This window comes from Arthrobacter sp. P1_D4, assembly GCF_056406115.1.
Map to the genome: position 1 here is coordinate 53,101 of NZ_JBFUAU010000019.1, position 17,375 is coordinate 70,475.

Annotated in this window: 9 protein-coding genes and 2 pseudogenes; 5 read left to right on the top strand and 6 right to left on the bottom strand. The window is 64.2% G+C overall.

Annotated elements, in window-relative coordinates; translation table 11 throughout:
* Positions 1–226 precede the first annotated feature (226 nt).
* The 5 genes and pseudogenes from AC1D0A_RS18205 to AC1D0A_RS18225 form a co-directional block, all read right to left on the bottom strand.
* Positions 227–4,348 (bottom strand): SAV_2336 N-terminal domain-related protein, encoded by a 4,122-nt coding sequence (locus tag AC1D0A_RS18205; protein WP_476946463.1) that lies wholly within the window; start codon positions 4,346–4,348, stop codon positions 227–229.
* The gene (locus AC1D0A_RS18210) at positions 4,338–5,315 is read right to left on the bottom strand and encodes an AAA family ATPase (RefSeq protein ID WP_476946464.1); all 978 of its coding nucleotides are present in this window, start codon (positions 5,313–5,315) and stop codon (positions 4,338–4,340) included. Before AC1D0A_RS18210 ends, AC1D0A_RS18205 begins: the two co-directional genes overlap by 11 nt.
* Positions 5,312–7,486, bottom strand: coding sequence for a hypothetical protein (locus AC1D0A_RS18215; RefSeq protein WP_476946465.1), 2,175 nt, complete (start codon positions 7,484–7,486; stop codon positions 5,312–5,314). The genes AC1D0A_RS18210 and AC1D0A_RS18215 overlap by 4 nt, the downstream gene beginning before the upstream one ends.
* The gene (locus tag AC1D0A_RS18220; RefSeq protein WP_476946466.1) at positions 7,483–8,694 is read right to left on the bottom strand and encodes an alpha/beta fold hydrolase; all 1,212 of its coding nucleotides are present in this window, start codon (positions 8,692–8,694) and stop codon (positions 7,483–7,485) included. The genes AC1D0A_RS18215 and AC1D0A_RS18220 overlap by 4 nt, the downstream gene beginning before the upstream one ends.
* A gap of 404 nt (positions 8,695–9,098) precedes the next feature.
* Positions 9,099–9,401: pseudogene (locus tag AC1D0A_RS18225) on the bottom strand (transposase domain-containing protein); the annotation flags it as partial.
* Positions 9,402–9,554: 153 nt separating this feature from the next.
* On the opposite strand from AC1D0A_RS18225, the gene AC1D0A_RS18230 reads away from it, so the two are divergent.
* From AC1D0A_RS18230 to AC1D0A_RS18250, 5 genes are all read left to right on the top strand, one after another.
* A complete protein-coding gene (locus tag AC1D0A_RS18230) occupies positions 9,555–11,465 on the top strand; it encodes a M6 family metalloprotease domain-containing protein (protein ID WP_476946467.1) in 1,911 nt (636 codons plus the stop codon).
* Between the two features lie 8 nt (positions 11,466–11,473).
* Positions 11,474–12,367, top strand: coding sequence for a hypothetical protein (locus tag AC1D0A_RS18235; RefSeq protein ID WP_476946468.1), 894 nt, complete (start codon positions 11,474–11,476; stop codon positions 12,365–12,367).
* Positions 12,364–13,278, top strand: coding sequence for an ATP-grasp domain-containing protein (locus AC1D0A_RS18240; protein WP_476946469.1), 915 nt, complete (start codon positions 12,364–12,366; stop codon positions 13,276–13,278). Before AC1D0A_RS18235 ends, AC1D0A_RS18240 begins: the two co-directional genes overlap by 4 nt.
* Before the next feature lie 19 nt (positions 13,279–13,297).
* Positions 13,298–13,582, top strand: coding sequence for a hypothetical protein (locus AC1D0A_RS18245; protein WP_476946470.1), 285 nt, complete (start codon positions 13,298–13,300; stop codon positions 13,580–13,582).
* A gap of 1,087 nt (positions 13,583–14,669) precedes the next feature.
* Entirely contained in the window at positions 14,670–15,173 is a 504-nt protein-coding gene (locus tag AC1D0A_RS18250; RefSeq protein ID WP_476946471.1) for a bacterial transcriptional activator domain-containing protein, read from the top strand.
* Positions 15,174–16,037: 864 nt separating this feature from the next.
* On the opposite strand, the pseudogene AC1D0A_RS18255 reads toward AC1D0A_RS18250, so the two are convergent.
* A pseudogene (locus AC1D0A_RS18255) lies at positions 16,038–16,463 on the bottom strand (transposase); the annotation flags it as partial.
* Positions 16,464–17,375 lie beyond the last annotated feature (912 nt).

Sequence of the window (17,375 nt, forward strand, 5' to 3'; positions counted from 1 at the left end):
CCCCGCAGAGCCTTCAGCAGTTGCCGGTCTTGCTGTGGTTGACCAGTCATGCCTGTCCTTGACCGCATGCGTGGTTGTCGACATGACTACCTGAGGGCGCTCGTCCGACTTCGTCGCCCTCGCCGCCACCGGCGCGTCATCAGCGGGCATGGGCGGCCGCGATTGGCCTGAAGCGATGGCGCCCATCGATGTCGGCGGGGATTCCCGGCGCCCGCTCCAACCAGAACTATCGTGGATCCGCCGACCTTGCCCACTCCGACGCTCGCTGGGACAGGACGGCGAGCCGGCCAGGTCCTGCCGGAAGCCCCGACATCAGTTGGCTTGTAACCTCGTCCAGCTCCTCATCGCTCATCGGGGATCCCACTTGTAAAGCCCTTCTTTGCACGAAGGCACGAACGTCGTCGGACTCGATTCGGGCGAGGTGTTCCCATGCCACTTCCGAATCACGAAGTTCATCGGACTGGTCATCAAAGTCGAGCAAGACCAGCGCCAGCGAAGCCGGAGGCTCCCGCGAAACTACGAGGGCCAGGCGTCTCGCAAACTCCTTGGTGCGGGGGGAAACACCCGGGGCACCAATCCCGTCGAGGACCCACACCATCGGTCGGTGGCTGACCCTGGACTGCTGAACGACCCAGAGTGCGAGAGCCTGTAAGTCACTCTCGTCGTCGAAGGTCGGCACAAGCCGCGTCCCGCCATGCAGGCTGTGCGACAGGATTCCGACGACATCCATCGGGGTGAGTCCGGGCGTACGGCCAAGGTCGACGATAAACACTTCAAATTGAGCACTCCGACTGGAGAGACGCTCCAGGATCTGGGCAACGAAGGTCTTTCCGCTCCCTTCAGGCCCGTTGACAACCAGCACACTGTACGTATTGAACTGGACCAGCTCATACAATCGTTGGCGCAGACTGACGCGATCGATGACGGGAAGTGAGAGGTCGCCAGAGTCCAGTTCCAACGACGCTGCAGAAGAGACCGCGGGACCCGGCTCGAACTGGACACCGTCGGGTTCGTTTCCGGCAATGATGACCAGTCGCTGGAGGTCGGACCCTTGGACTGTAACGCCTCCCAAGACACCCTCCGGATCGTGTTCCTGGGCTATCTCCTCTATCCGGGCCTGTACGTCGGCTAATGCTTCGCGTCCGGCATCGTCGAGGGTTGACTCCTCTAACGTCCGAGCGACCGATTCCAGGGCATTCAGTCGGCCACGGTTCTCGGGGCTCGTAGTAAGGGCCGCTCGCAATGTGTCCCCGGTGACCGGTGCCCCCCGGCGAAGGTCATCGATTGCCCAGGTGATCGTTGAAAGCAGAGGATGACCGGCGGGCCAAAGGACGAGCATCCAGGGGGCAGGTTGGTGTGGAGACGCTTCCAAGACGGTGCCCTGAAAGGTCGGGCGCGAGACTGTCTTCGCTTGCGCCACAGCCAGAACACCACCTGGGTGAAGACGCGCCAGCCTCAGGACGATGTCCCGCAAGCCGACGGCCGATTGATCGGGTGCCTCGTCGACGACCAAGACGGGTCCGTCGCCCCGAGCACTGTCTACGATCCCGTTGATAAGCAAGAATAATGGTTTGTGCTGATTGGCACTCTGAGTGCCGAGCAGTTCAAGGGCGGCTGTGACTGTGTCCCTTTCGGTCGGCGCGCGGATCACGCGGACGGCATCCTCGTCGACGCTCGCGCCATCCCGGTCGGCCAGCCATCGGACGATATCGTCCACCTGCTGCGACCCCGCTGGATTGGTGCCGAGGTCGAGCACGAGGGCCGCCGCGAACACCGATCGCCGGCTCGGGGCGACGAGTCGGCTGGGCGTCGGCTCCGCGGCCATCTGGTAATCCGCAGCGGCCGACGATGAGGGGGGCGCAAAACTGATCCTGAGCGACGGGTCCCCGAAATGTTGAAAGGCGAGGACGGTCTTGGCGAGCGACGAATCTTCGCTTGCAAGCTCGGCCCGCACCTGGGTCATTGCGTGGGATGTGGTCGATCCTCTCGTGAGGTGCGCATAGAACCGCTCCGCGACGCGATGTGCTGCCTTTGCGTTGACAGCCCACAGCGGTGCTACGACGGCGCGCGCGCCGCCTTCGAGCAGGCTGGTTGCGAAGGCGGCCGTGGAGCCGACGTTTACGAATACGAGCGGGCCCTGCCTGAGGTCAAAGCTGCCCATCGTCGCTACCGTAGCGTGGATTACCTGCGGGCCACCCATCGGGCTTGGGACGACCTCATCTGTTGCGAATACCGGTCGAACCGAGTAGGCCAAGGCCAGGTCTCGACCTTCCTGTCGCGCGCGGGAGAGTGTCTTGCTTCCTGGCGGGGGAAGCAAGACGACGAAGTCGTCGGCGAACAGGTCACCTTCATATGGATTGATCCACCGCTGCGGAACTACAGTGACCGGCGACCGCCATCCGATGCACGAATCCCATCGGGCAGATCTCTGGCTTCGCGGCAACAGGTGCCAAGGGACGACGGTGAGGTCGGTGGTTACGACTATCGGCCGTTCCCGTGAACGCGTGATGTCTCTCAGCCCCGGCCACAGCCGTGATGGTACGACCCGGCGCAGCGCCCGGACGGCCTCTGTGGCCCGTTCGTTGAACTCGGCCCGGCTGCGGGCACGGCCGAGTTGCCCCGGCAGACGTCGGATGCTGCGGGTCGTTTCACCGTATTCGCGGATCGTTTCCCCTCGGTCAACATACTGCCAACTAAGTAACTCTTCCCCGTCGGAGTACGTCGAGGTGACGGACACGACGAGCGAGTCGACGCTTTCCAGCGTCGAAGGATCAGACGCAGTAAAGTCCTCCCGGAAGGCCAACGGCGGCGCTGTCCGAGCGAGCCCAAGCCTCTCAATGAGCTCAGCCGCGATGGCCGCGCCCGGGATGTCGGCCACGGCATCCGTATTCTCTCCATACAACAGCGAGAACGGCGATCGGCCACCCGTGGCCTCAAGGTAAGGTGCTACCGCGATCCAAACATCCAGTGCGTCAGGCGCTGTTACTAGCTCGTGGAAGTAGCGCTGGGCGACGGGGGCGAATGCTAGCCGGTCTTCGTCGAAGACTAGTGCGCCGATCGCGATGAGGTGAGCGAGGTCGGAGAGATCCGCGTCCGGGATCAGGCGCTCTGTGATGATTCGCACGAGGTCCAGAGACAGGTCGACAGCAGAAAGTAGCACCCCGAGCCGGCGCGAGCGCGGGGAAAGGGATGTATTGAGCAGGTCCCGGGCCGCGTTGTCTTCGGCGGGGAGGAGCCCGCCGATTGGCACAGCGTCTCGCGAGCCCGCTACTACCGCGTCGACTTCCGCGCCGACGGCTCCCGCGACGAACCGGGCCCACACGGCCATGCGTCCAGGCGTTAGTGGAACTAGAGGTACGACGTCCACTGTCGGTGCAGCGTCGCTGTCCGGCTCGTCCACCCACCACGGATAATCGAACTGCAGTCGCGCGCTCGGCGTCGCCGCCCCCCGTGTCGTCGCGACGAGCTCGCCCTCCCCGAGTGTCGTAAGGCTCGCGGCTGATCCCGATGCCAGCTGCAAGATCGCTGTGGGTGACGACTTTCCCCAGAGGCTCAGCGCCTCCCAGACTTCCGATCCGACCCAGCGCGGCGATATGCCATCGGTGAGGACTAGCACGAGTGTCCGGCCTGCGACATCCGTGAGCTCCTTGGTGGGGTGTAGCAGGCCTGTCGGCGTCATTAGCGCGAAGCACGTCTCGCTCGCGTCGATCGACCACCGGCGGACACGCCGGAACGCCCCCGAGCGCTCCAGCAGATCGCCGAACGCGCTGCACGTGTCCTGCCAGATCGTCATAGACGGGCCGGAGTCCGTCACGAGCGCCACATCGAGCCACGGCTCCTCCTGCCGGCGCAACAAGGGGACGAGTACGCGCGTGTCGCAGTAGTGGTCCACGGTGGCCGCGACGTCAAGCTCGCGGCGGCGGGACGACCGCTGCCGCCGCATGAGCGGGCGGATCGCGCGTTCGATCTCGCGTCGCCGCGGGAGCGCGAATCGACGGGGTGCGACGACGGAGAAGTCGGCAGCCGCGTCCGCGTCGACCTGCCAGCTCGTGACGATCCGCGCCACGGTCGACGCCTCGGTGTTCGCTTTCGGGGCACTCGGCAGCTCGCGTGACGACATCGTCGCCTGGGGCGGCGACATCTCGCCCGGGGAGGGGATGTGCGGTGCGGCGCCCGGAGGGTCGGCCCCTTCCGGAGAGGACGAAACCTGGGCCGCGTTCGGCGCCGCCGGTACGGTTTCGGCAGCGTACGTTGCCCGCGCACGCATGAGCCACACAATATCGGCGAGCTCGCGCCAGTCGACGGCCAAGCCGGCCTTCCGTAGCGCGGACGTGAGTTCAGGGATCATCGCGCGGCATCCGGTCGGTCGCGGTGTCGCTCTTGAGTTCGCTGAGCAGAAGATCGATGATCGTGTTGCGCTCGTCGCCTTCCGGCCGAACCGGACCTGTCACGAGGTATATGGCGTTCAATAGCTGGTCCGTCGCGACCTCGGAAGCCTTGCGACGTTCGATGAAGTCGAGGATCTGAACCTCGATCGCCGTTCGGCCGTCCTCGAACACGGCGTCGCCGAGGTGGGCGCGGACGATCGCAGTGAGCTCCTCACGCCCGGGGTCCGGCATCCGGAGCCTTATACATCGACGGAGGAACGCGGCGGGGAAGTCGCGCTCGCCGTTGCTGGTCAGCACAACGAAGGGAAACTCGGTGCACTGCACCCGTCCCTCGTTGATGAGATACCTCGTGTCCCGGTCGTCGTGTCCGGCGATGTCGACCGATGGCTCGTTGTGCCTCGCCAGCTCGGGGATCTCGAACTCGCCGCGTTCAAAGATGTTGAGGAGATCGTTGGGCAAATCGATGTCGCTCTTGTCGATCTCGTCGATCAGCAGCGCGCGCGGTCGCGGCCCCGGCACCAGCGCCGTCCCGAGGGGCCCGAGTCGCAGGTACTCGGAGATCGGCGGGGGCGACGCTTTAGAGTCCTTCTCGAGCCCCCCGGCATGAAGGCGTCCGATCGCGTCGTAACGGTAAAGCGCGTCCGTCAGCGTGCTCGACGACGTGACGTGCCACCGGAGCACGCGACCCAGTCGAAGCTCGCGCGCGACGGAGTCTATGAGGGACGACTTGCCGGAGCCCGCACGACCCGTCAGCAGGAGTGGCCGGCGAAGGTGCAGCGCTGCATTAACGGCCTCGGCCATCTCTTCGGTGGCCCTAAAGGCGGAGCCGGCGTCCATGTCTGCGGGGAACCGGCGCCAGGGCGGCGCCTCAGGCAGCTCCGGCTCATGCGGGTCGGCGTTCCCGGTGTAAATCTTCCACTGGCTCACTGGACCTCCTCGGTTGTGCGGGCGTTCGGATTCCGAGGAAGCCGGGAGTTCGGATTCGGGGGCAGTCGCGCTTCATGGTCCCAGACAACGCGGAGTGAAAAGCCGGTGTCGGCGGCGATTTCGCGGAGATCGTCTCGAAGCCGATCGGGGAAGTCCCTGAGTCCGGCTTTCACGACAGCCGTGATGCGGTCGCGGGCCGCCGCCGCGTCGCTCGGGTCGTCATCGGACCACAGTATGAACGGGGCACCGGTGCGCAAGAGCGCCTCGAACGGCCCGGCCCCCGCTTGCACCAAGGGCCGGTAATCGAGTGCGGAGCAGCAGATGTCGGTGTCGATTCGCGCCTCCGGGCGCGCGCCGGGGGACAGCCACTCCACGGCGGGCACCCCTGTGCGCGCGCGTTGAAGGACTGCGCCCAGGCGCGACTGCCACTTGGCCGCATACCGTTCGCGGCGGCGCAAGTGCAGCACCACCGGCAACGACTGTGCCATGACTTCCTTCATATGCTTGTCCCAGATGGGAACCTCCCAAAGCTCCGGCCGCCAGAAGATGCGGTCTGGCGTGAGGATGAACCCGACTGAGGCCGCGTCGGGGTCGGCGTCGGGGTGGCGGGTGTGGAAGACCTCGCGGAACTCCTCGGCAACTGCACGCGCGACCTCCTCCCTGGTCGTCCCACACGCGCGCGGGCTCGATGCCTCCCACCATCCGTGCGGGTTTTCCTCGTTCGCGACCCATGTGTGGGTCTTGAGCTGCGGCGGCGCTTCGCTGCTTTCAACAGCTTCGGTGAGGTCGAACACGACAACGGTGTGCGGCGGTGACTCTCCTGGGCGGCATGAGTCGCGCACTCGGGTGACGGCGTCGTGGTCGAGCTCATTTTCGAACCACGCGTCGACGCGCTTCCCCGTCTTCCACTCGAGCCGTGCGACCAGGCGGTACAGCGGTGCGGCCTCGTCGTAGCGCCGAGGAGAAACGAACGAGGCGGCGTGATCGAGCGTCTGAACGAGGCCTTCCACGATGAAATCGTCGGCGGATCCCTGTCGCGCGCCGCGGTAGGCAGCGCGGAGAGTGTCAAGGTCGACGTTGTCGATCGTACGGAGAGGTGCCAGGATCCACTTCTGTCGTTCATAGCTCTCGCACACGTGCGCCGCGGCGTGGATGAGCCGGTCGCTGCCGGATGCCGTGGCACGATCCCACATCGCACGAACAAACTCGTCGCCGGCGCCAGAGGCGAAGATGACGCGAACGCTCTGGCTCTCGCTCACCATCAGTTCGGGCGCTTCCGTGCGCGACTGCTCGACTGCTCGCTCGACAATCGTCAGTTGGGATGGTTGCAGCGCGAGGGATGCCGACTCGTAAATGAGATCGGCCCCTCCCTCTTCAAACACACCGGTGTAGAGGCGCACAGGTCTATTGAGGAACTCGTCTCGCTTCTCGCGAAAGAGCCTGTGGACGTCGTTCGAGAGGCGCGAGAAGTCGGGTGGGAACGTGTCCGGATGGTCCTCGAGCCATTTGAGCAGTGCCGTCGAGTAGGCGGCGTGGCCCGCGTCCTTGTCGAACTCCGCGTAAAGACCGATGTCAGTGGAGTAGTAGAGCAGCTGTTGCGGTCTGCCGTCCGGGAATTCGCCCCAGTCACCAGGATTCGGAAGTCGACGGCCCTCTAGCTCGTTGGCACACGCGTCGAAGAACATGACCTGATGGGGGAAGCCGGCGATCTCCTCGGACTTCGCGGCGAGCAGACCCTGCAGATCGTCGATTCGGAAGTTCGCGAGCTGCGGCGGAACCCGTACGGCGCCCGTCGTCAGGAGGCGGCGCTCACGGCTGACACTTGCCCCGTGACCGCACCAGTACACCAGCAGGAGGTCGCCACCATTGCGCACAAGGTCACTAGCGGCAGCTTTGATGCCGTCGGTGGCCGTCGAGGTGATCCGGACGCCCTTCGCCGCGAGCACCGTCGCGCGCGGGTCCTCCATGCCTCCCACCCACGTGCAACCGAGACGCACACGATCGGGCGGGACGAGGTTGCCGATCGCCCATTCTGCGAATCGCACGGCGTGCAGAGCGGCGCCGGGCAAGTCCCAGTCGACGTCGAGGTCGCCGTATGTTTCTAGTCCGATCGCGAGCACCGAGACTCGTGCTGGGTTGATGGCGGGCAGGGGAGGGGGATCCGTCGTCATGCGAGGAAGCCCGCAATTCCCGTCCACGTCGCCGGGTTGCTCCAGTACGCGCTATGCGACTGGGGGAAGGGCTGGCCGTTGTCGACCCCGACATCAGTGACGCGGCCGGGGAAGACCTCGGCGCCGACGTATGACAGCCCGTCCCGCACGTCGTAGATGTTGAGCCAGCGTGGGACGCTCTCCGGGAGTTGCCCGCCCGGCCGCACGGCGGGCAACGCCCCGATCTCAAAAAAGTACGGGGACTGCGATCCGACCGTGATGAGACCCGCGACGTGGGAGAACTGCTCCCGCGCGAGCAAGTCAACGCACATGACGCCGCCGAGGGAATGACCGAGGAGGACGACGCGCTCGTCCGCAAGATCGGCGAGGGTCGCGCGTAGGAGCCCGGTGGCGGTGACCGGATCGGCCAAAAACCTTAGGATGTCGCCTGCGAACGGAGACGTGGTATCGGATAGGGCTCCGCGGTGCGCCACGAGCGGCCGCGTAAGGAATACGTCGGCGGCGAGTGTCCTGACGGCGTTCTTGAGCCACGTTCCGACGCCCATTCCATATGCGCCCAGCTCCGAACCGAGAGCTTTCACGAGCTCGTCGCGCTGTGCGCCGGGGATATCGGGCAGGCCAGCGTCCTCTGCCGAAACGATCGTCTGCGCGAGGATCGCGCGCGCGATTGCCTGACGATGCTCCAGCGGCTGAGCGGGAGCGGTCGCCGCGGCCTTCGCGAGTTCGGGAGACCCAGCGATATCGGCGATCGCGCGCTCAAGATAGTCTGCCAGGCGGGCGTCGTCGAACTTAGCCGTGAGTTCAACGGACGGCGAGTACTTCTTCAGCTGCCCGACGAGGGCGTCTCCGGGCGGCTGGCCGAATGTCTGCGTTGTTGTGGGCTTCAGGCGCAGAATTCGCAGTTCGTAACATGGATCCGAGTAAAGAATCCGCCAAAGCGCGACCGCCTCCTCCTCCTCTGTCGGCGGTTCACCTCCGGTGTTTGCATACGTCGGGATGGAGGCTCCTCCGAGCGCGAGCTCCGCGCCCGACTCCGCGCCCCAGTAGCACCCCCGCACATGCAAGCCCAGCCCAAATGACGCGACCTTTTTCTCGATGAGATCTAACGTGGCCCGGTATTTCTCTTCCCGCACTCCAGTGCCGTGGACGAACAGCAGTGTCGTCATCGCAGCGGTGACCTCCGTGTCGAAGTGGCGCTCCGTCGACATCGCACAAGGAGCGGCGTTGCCCTATGCGACTATCATGTGACACCGGCGCGCCCGCGACAAGGGGTGGCGGGCCCGCCGATCCGGTAGACCGGCGGGTCGTGCTGGGCTGAATCGCGCCCCACGGGAATGGTGGGGACGATCTCGGCGACGCGCGGCATCTCCTTACGCACCCGATTCGTTCACGGCGACGTACATCGAGAGCAAGCGCGTGCCCTCCTCCGCGAGTGCCAGACTGCGAAGGAATCCCATTATCCTGAGCGCCATCGAGCATGCCTGCACGTCGTCGAGCGTGACGGGCGAACCGCGTCGGACCAACGCACATCAGTTTCAGCAGCGCAACGAAAGCAAGTTGTCTGCCGCGTCTGGCGTCTCTATCCGAGCGACCGTCGCACGGAACCGCTCGCGGAAGCCAGCCTGCTGGCCGCTCCGCGGAAACAGGATGTGCTCGGCATGGAGAAGGGGGCCGGGTGCCGACTTGGACGGCGGCGCGTAGCCGAGGCCCACGGCAGCCTGTCGGTCAGCTGAGCCAGCACGCCTTCCGAACACAGCGCTATCCCGATCGAGAAGTTCGCCATCACCCGCGCCGGCAACGACCGATGCCGCCGCTCCGTCCGCACGGCCTCAGCTATGACCTCGTCCACAAGACCCGGCGGGAACAGCCGCGTCCGCACACCCACCGACACCAGATCCGACAGCCGGCCCCCAATCGGTAACGGTGCGGTAACACCTCTCTTGCTTTAGTGCTTTCGGCGAAGCCGGGAGCAGAGGACTTCCTCGAAGCATCCACAGTCGACCCACTTCAGCACCCCAGATGACCATTGCACGCTAGAACTACCGTAAAGACCGGAGGAGATGGCATCATGAACGGCCTCAATCGCGCGCGGAATCTCTGCACTGTTCCAGTGCACCAGATCGACGACTTGTGCGTCGTCGCACCCGCCCCCGAGCTGAACGACAAGCTCAAAGAACAGTTCGAAAGGTTGCGTGAACGCGCCCCTCAGGCCATTGCCCGCCAGCTCGGCCGCCGAAGCCCCCGGCGCGTAGGCCTGAATGACGGGCTCATCTACCCGGGCACTTATTACCCGGTCGGAACGACTGCCGCCATCGCCCAGCGCGCGGCCCTTGACCGGGCGCCGCTGAGGGGCACTATACGGGTCATCGTGGTTCTGGTCGACTTTTCCGATCGCGCGATGGCGGCGAATGTCCATGATCGGTTTCAGACGCTGTTCTTCTCGAGCGGCGTCCTGCCCAACGGCAGCGTCACGGAATACTTCACGGATGTCGCAGGCGGCCTGGTGACGATCGCTGGCGAAGTCGTCGGACCGTATCGGATGCCCCGGACGCTTGCCGCCTACGCAGGCAGCGATAACGGCCTACAGGCTGCCGAGCCGAATGCACGGACTCTGGCCAACGACGCCCTGACCGCCGCAGACGCCGACGTGAACTTCGCGCCGTACGACAACGACGGTAACGGGTATGTGGACGCCTATATCGTCGTTCATGCCGGACGCGGAGCGGAAGAAACGGGTGCCGCCGCTGACATCTGGTCACACAAGTGGGTCCTGCCGACCGAACGCACGGTAGACGGCACCAAGGTCTTCGCATATTTGACGATCCCCGAGGACGCGAAGATCGGCGTCTCCGCGCACGAACTCGGCCATCTGCTCTTCGGGTGGCCGGACCTTTACGATACAGACGGCAGCTCCGAGGGCGTCGGCAACTGGTGTCTCATGGGCAGCGGCTCCTGGGGTCTCGGTGGCGATCGACCCACGCACCCGTCGGCCTGGTGCAAGGTGAACCAGGGTTGGGCCAGCGAGATCGTGCAGACCGCGAACGCGACGGTCACGATCAACGACATCAAGGCGAGCCGGACCGCCTACCGTCTCTGGAAGAACGGCACAGGCGGCAATGAGTACTTCCTGATCGAGAACCGCCAACAGGACGGTTACGATGCATCGCTGCCAGGGGGCGGCCTGCTCGTGTGGCACATCGACGAGGCCATCAGCGGGAACACCGATGAGTCGCACTACAAGGTCGGTCTGCTCCAGGCGGACGGCAAGAGGGACCTCGAGCTCAACGCCAACCGCGGCGACCCCGGCGACCCATTCCCCGGCACTGCCAACAACACCTCCTTCACGTCCTCGACGACACCGAACAGCAAGTCGTTCGCGGGCTCAGAGACGTGCGTATCCATCACGGGGATCCCTGCGCCGTCGACAGCGATGTCCGTCCGGTTGGCTGTCCAGTGCATCATAAAGCGCAAGGATGCCAAGGACAACATCAAGGAACGGCCGAAAGAACTGGGCAAAGAATTGCTCAAGGACCGGATCAAAGACCTCAAGGAGTTCAAGGAGTTCAAGGAGAAGGACGCCAAGGAGTTCAAGGAGTTCAAGGAGAAGGACGCCAAGGAGTTCAAGGAGATCCGCGAGGAGAAGCTTGCTGACAAGCCCGCAGACCGCCCACTTCAGCCGGATGCCGCTTATACCCAGCAGGAGCCACTCGCTTATGTCTCTCCACAGGCCGGCGGTGACATCAGCTCACGCTTGGCCGCCTTGGAGGCGATCGTCCGGGTCCTCGCCGAGACACTGCGCACGCCGACCGCGGGCCAGGGCTGGGACTCCAGCGGCGTCATCGAGCCCTTCATCGGCAGCAAGGAGCGGCCCAACCTCGGCCACGACAGCGGCGGACCCGACCTGCAGTCCCTTCGTGCAGAAATGGAGGCAGGCTCCCACGACGCCAAGGTCCAGTTCGACTCCCTGCCACCTCAGTAGTTGGTCGCATGATCCCCTCGATCCTGCTGATCACGCAGGGCGGTGATATGGGGGCATTGTCGCTGGCCGCCGTCCTGAACCGCAGAGCCGCCTGCCGGGTGATGCTGATTGACCATTCGGCGTTCTCCCGGCGTCCGGTCACCCTCCACCCCGAATCCGGGCGGCCATCGGCCCGGGCCAGGGCCACTGACCCGTCGCCGTCCCAGAGCGTCCCACACGCCGATGACCTTGATCTCGGACAGGACTTCGATGTCATCTATTGTCGGGCCGCGACGCTCGCAGTCCGACCCTTTGAGCGGGCGGCCGACGCCGACTATGCCGCTGCCGAGATCCACGCCTTCGGCCTATCCTGGCTATGGACCCGCCGCGACGTCTTGGTCAACCGGCCCACACCGGGCACGCTTTGCGGCACCGTCCCCGACCTGCTGCGTATCGCCCGGGCGTGTGCGGACGTTGGACTGTCCACTCCCGACCTGCTCCTCACCACGGACGCCGCTCGGGTTCCACGCAAGGGCTGGCCCAATAGCGACCGGCGTGCCTGGCCACAGGGAACTATTCCCCCCGATGTGGACCTCCTCCCGCCGACCGGTGACGGCCCGCCGCTGGCACTGCCGACGGCCTGGGTCGAGACTGTCGCCCCGGAGCGCCTGCATGTCCTCGTCTGCGGCGGCGACGTCATCGACGCTCCACCTCCCCTCCACAGCCCTATACTCGCCCTTGCCCGCGCCCTTGATCTCGACGTCGCCGAGATCCGGCTAGCGCCTTCCGCTCAGCGGCCAGGGCTGCCGGTCGTCCTCGGCGTAGCCCCGGTCCCCACTCTGGCCACCGGCGCACATGTGCGCACGCTGGCCGTTTACTTGGAACAGCGGGCTGCCGAACACCGGAGAAGGGCCGTCGCATGATAGTCGTCGCCGGCAGCCCCACTGAGGGCCCCATCGAACTCCTGCTCGACCGCGCCACCGACGCCGGCGTCGAAGTGCTGCTTCTGGCCGAGGAACAGGCGGACGCGTGGCAGCTCGAAGTAGGCGTCGATGACGGGAGGATCCACGCCCACTCAACGCATCAAGGCGAGCGAATCGACCTGACCGAGGCGACCGGCCTGTACCTTCGTTTGACGGCCCCGGCCGTCGCGGGCCTACGTCCGGATCCGCTGCAGGAGGCGCGGCATGCAGCGGCGATCGGCCTCTTGACGGCTTGGGCCGATGTCGCACCGCTTCGGGTGGCAAATCGGCCCAGATCGATGGCCAGTAACAACTCCAAGCCTTACCAAGCGGCGCTGATCCGGGCGCTGGGGTTCGGCGTCCCCGAGACCCTTGTAACCAGCGATCCCGACGCTGTGCGCCGCTTCAGAGGTCGGCACGGCCGGATCGTCTACAAGTCGGTGAGCGGCGTCCGCTCCATCGTCCACGAACTGGCAGGGCGCCGGCTCGATGAGCTCGACCGCGTGCGGGCACTGCCGACCCAGTTCCAGCGGCTGCTGACTGGCACCAACGTGCGCGTCCACGTCGTTGACCACGAAGTTCACGCATGTGCCATGGACTCGGCCACGATCGACTACCGCTACGCCGAGGGCGGCCCGCCCGCAGGCATGGCAGCCATCAGCCTGCCTGAAGAGGTCAGTGCGCGGTGCATCCGGTTGGCCCAAGAGCTCGACCTGCCGCTGGCGGGCATCGACCTATTGCGCGACGAGGACGACGAATGGTGGTGCTTCGAGGTGAATCCGTCACCGGCCTACAACTGCTTCGAGGAACCGACCGGGCTGCCGATTGCCCGTTCCCTCGTCACGTGGTTGGCTGGACGGGACACGGCCTGATCCGGAACAAGGAGGTGCGATGGTCCAAGCGATCGAGAACCGCTCGCGGGTGTGGTGCGTCCCCGCCGGCAAACCGGAACCAGGCCCAGCACCCGGCTGGTCCAGCCTTGCCGTCCTTGTCGAGCGGGCGGCCGCCGTGCCTGGCAGCATCCACCTGATGGCGGACGCTGCCGGGCGCGAGTACACCGCAATCGTTCCGCCCACCCTGTTCGACGAGCTCGCCGCTCAGGAGATCTGGGCTGTAGAGGCGGAAGTGGTCGGCCCGCACCGGATTGTCGTGCGGGCTCTCTTAATAGGCGACTGAACTATGACAGGCTCGTATGGTCGATGCACTCGGTCTTGTCCGATAGCCGGCCGGCTATCGGACAGCAGTTGAGTCTCCACTTCCATCCGGCTCTGGGCTCTCTCCTGCACGGCGGACTACGCCCAGGCCGGTACGATGGCTTGAGCCTGCTGGTGTTCAGCGGCGGACGCTTCTTCTTCCTGCATGACGGCTGGACGTCGCGGGATGGAACGGTGATAGTGCTCCAGGACGACAACTCGGTCCGAATCGAGTTCAAGAGATAGTTGGTTCGGGCATGTTCGGCAGCTGCGGGCCTGGCAGAATCGTTTCGCAGCGGCGGATCACGTCGAACGGTGGGTGCTTCCGTTTCCGGGCAGCTAGGGAGATTTCGGACGAAGCATTGGCGGTTTCATCGGCCGCCACGGGTTACTGGCGTCAACGGAAGTCGGCCGGTTGGGGTGCGGGTCGTCGAGGTGGAGATCGATATTGGCGATGAAGCGTGGCGGGCTTGTGCCTCATGTGGCAAGGCGCCCTATTTCACGGAAAAGCCCGCGGTCCGCTATGGCCAGCCGGGATGGGACGTCGGCCGTCGCCGGCGACGAAGTGGTAAATCCGGAAAAGCTGGCGGAGGGCGATAACCCCAGGACTACTTTTCAGGGTTGGGCATAGGTAAATCGAGATGGCTGATCCTATTTAGAAACATCGTCACTAAGGGCTTTTGGCCCGAATTCAAGGGATAATTCTAAATGCTGGTCCTTGTGCACGATCTGTCAGGTGCCAAGCTCGCGCTATTTCGCGTCACACACTGCCGGATGCGCCGGGTCATTGACATCCCTTGCTGAATTGCGGATCCTCGTGGCTAGGACTGTTCTAGCTCGCAGTCGCGCTGGATTTGGGGGTACCAATGGTAAGCGGCAACTTTTGCCATTTTCAGCTGAGCCTGTTCCAATCGTGGAAACTCCGCAGGGACTCGTGCGTTATGCATGTTGCGGCGCGTCAACAGCGGCTCATCACTGCGCTGGCTATTCACGGCACCCGCCCCAGAAGCTACTTGGCTGGGCTCCTGTGGCCGGAGAGCTGCGAGAGCCGGGCCATGGAGAGTGTGCGTGTGAGCCTGCACCTGGTCTCACGGCAGGTCCCGGGGCTGCTGGTCAACGGGGGCGCCGAGCTATCCCTAAGCGACTTGGTGGACGTCGATTTGCACCGGGTCCGGTCCTGTGTGCGAGAGCTAAATCAAACCGGGCTTAACGGGAATGTTGCTTCGTCCCTGAACCTGTTACGCGATGCGGAACTGCTCCCTGGCTGGTATGAGGACTGGGTGCTCTTTGAACAGAGCAGGTTGCGGCAGGAGCGGCTCCATGCGTTCCTCATCATTGCTCGCGAGTCCCTGGTGCGCTGTGACTATGAATCTGCCTTGGAGGCCTCAGAGGCGGCACTGGAACTTGAACCGCTCTATGAAAGGGCAGTCGGACTTCTCATTCAGGCGGAACGGGAGCAGGGCAACAATGCTGCCGCGCTTCGAGCCTTCGAAAAGTATCGAGCGAAACTGAACGATGACATGGGCCTTGCACCCTCGGAGGGGATCCTGCAACTCGTAGCTGACGTTCTGTAAGAGCCGCGCCTGGCATGACGCTCACCAAAGAATCACCGTCACTACGAACCGCACAAAGAAACGTATAAATTCTTCGCTCGGATACACGCAAGAGTAATCGCATTGCAATCGGGGAAAGAGCCTGCCGCGGACGTAATACGCCGAGCAATGACAAGGGCTTCCCGACGTTTTCTCGGGAAAAACCCTTCCTTTGACAGGGCGGGATCGGGCAGTTCCTGTTCAGCAGGGAAGTTGCATAGCCAACGGTTCACCGCTGCGATCACTTCCGCCCGACCGCGAGCATAAGTAACCGTAGGTTCGTCTCCGTCTGCCGACCCCGCGATGAGCCGTGCACGGAAGGGTTCAGGGCTTTCCGTTTCCCTCCAGACTCGAATTACCAAGGTTGTCTGGGTAGGCGGCCCAATGTCCGGCCCTTTCGAGCCCTCGGAGCCGCCGGAATTCACCGTGCCCATCAAAATCAGCTCCTCTCGATCCGGCCATGAAGTGGCTCCTGCTGATCTGGTCCACCAACGTTGGCAGCTTAGTTTCACTTAGCAGTCTCTCAGATTCATCTCAAGATTTACTGGTTAGAGGCTTGATTTTGACTTAGCTCGTGACGCGTCTTTCCAGGGCCTGATGGCATACCGTGCCAAAAACGCGATTTTCAGCATCAGCCAAACAAATTGCGACAGCAATGGTCTGACGGAGTCACAGCAGGCTCAGACACCATCCTCCGGACCGATGCGGATGCTTCACCCCAAGGTTTCCTGGAGATGCGCCCCGTACTTCTTGAACGAGCGAAGGGCGTAAAAAAATCAATCCCTGAGCGAAGCAAGGGTTCGATGTTGGGAATACAGTGTGTGTACATTGATGCTCCTATAGACGTCAATGTTCTCTGAGCCAGGTTTCGTAGCGCTGGTGGAAGACATCATCCCGGCTGAGTCCGCGTTCCAGGCGGGACAGGGTGGTGGGCCAGACGTGCAGAGCGTCGGCGGCTTGCTGAAGGGTCAGGTGCTTGGCTGTGCGTGTTGTCCGGAGGGTTCCGGCGTCGGGGGCGGGGCGCGGGTGGAGGAGTTGGTCGTAGATTTCCCGGGCGACGTAGCGTTTGAGGCAGCGCATGATTTCCTTGGTGCTTTTGCCCTCCTGACGCCGTCTGGCTACGTAGGCGCGGGTCCTGCTGTCGTAGCGCATCCGCACGAGGACCACGCGGTGGATGGCTTTGTTGGCCTGCCGGTCGCCGGCGCGGCTGAGCCGGTGACGGGAGGTCTTCCCGGAGGACGCGGGGATCGGGGCGACGCCGACCAGGGCGGCGACGACGCGCTTCGCCTATTGGCGCGTAGAGCCGGTACTGATAATCGACCCGGAAGACGCGAGCGAGCAGGCGGTTGCTCACGAGATGGGACACGCCGTCTTCGATGCCGTTGGACGTGGTGCTAGATCCCGGGGGAAGACAGCTAACTCCGAAACGTACGGGGAGAGCATTCGTGTAAGAGTCCGGGACCTCTTCCTCCGTCTGAATGCGACGGATCCGCCGCCCACCGGAGATTCGAATGTGCCTGTGGGCTTGATGATGGTCGATCCGTCGGCCCGGTCACCGGGAGCCAAGAGCGAGCATCCCTGGCAGGATGCCGACGAGTTCTTCGCGAGCGCGAAAGCTGCATATCAGTTGGACAGTCGAGGGCTGAAGGCAAGCATCCGACATGCCGTCAGCATGGACCCAGCCGTCAGGCCACTCGGTGACGAACTGCTCGCCCTGCTCAAGGCTGTACTTGGTGGGAGGACACTGCCAGGTCCTCCGCTGCCTAAGGAACGCCAAACGGCCGCCAATGCAGAACTTTTAGGGCTCAATCGCGCCAGCAAGGGCGAGGACAGCGTTGGAGGCTATCCACAACTGCGGTGGCTCATTGAGCCCTCGTCCCGCCCTGGTCCTCGTAGTCGCCGGCCGTGATGCGGCCGACTTTTGCACCGTTATTGCAACCCTTCTGCGCAACGACACTTGGACTCACTTCCGGCATCATCACGAACTTTCCGTGCCGGTAATACGGCGATGACGGCAATCTCATCGCTCCCTTTACCTAGCTGGCTATAGGTCGTGTCAAGTGCATGCTCCGGGCATGACAGTGCGCGCCGCATGTTTGGCCGGGCGTTCTGACGTGTCTGTGGGGTGGCGGTTTGGTTGGCTGGCCCGGCGTGATTCCAAGGGCGCCCACGCTGACTTATTCG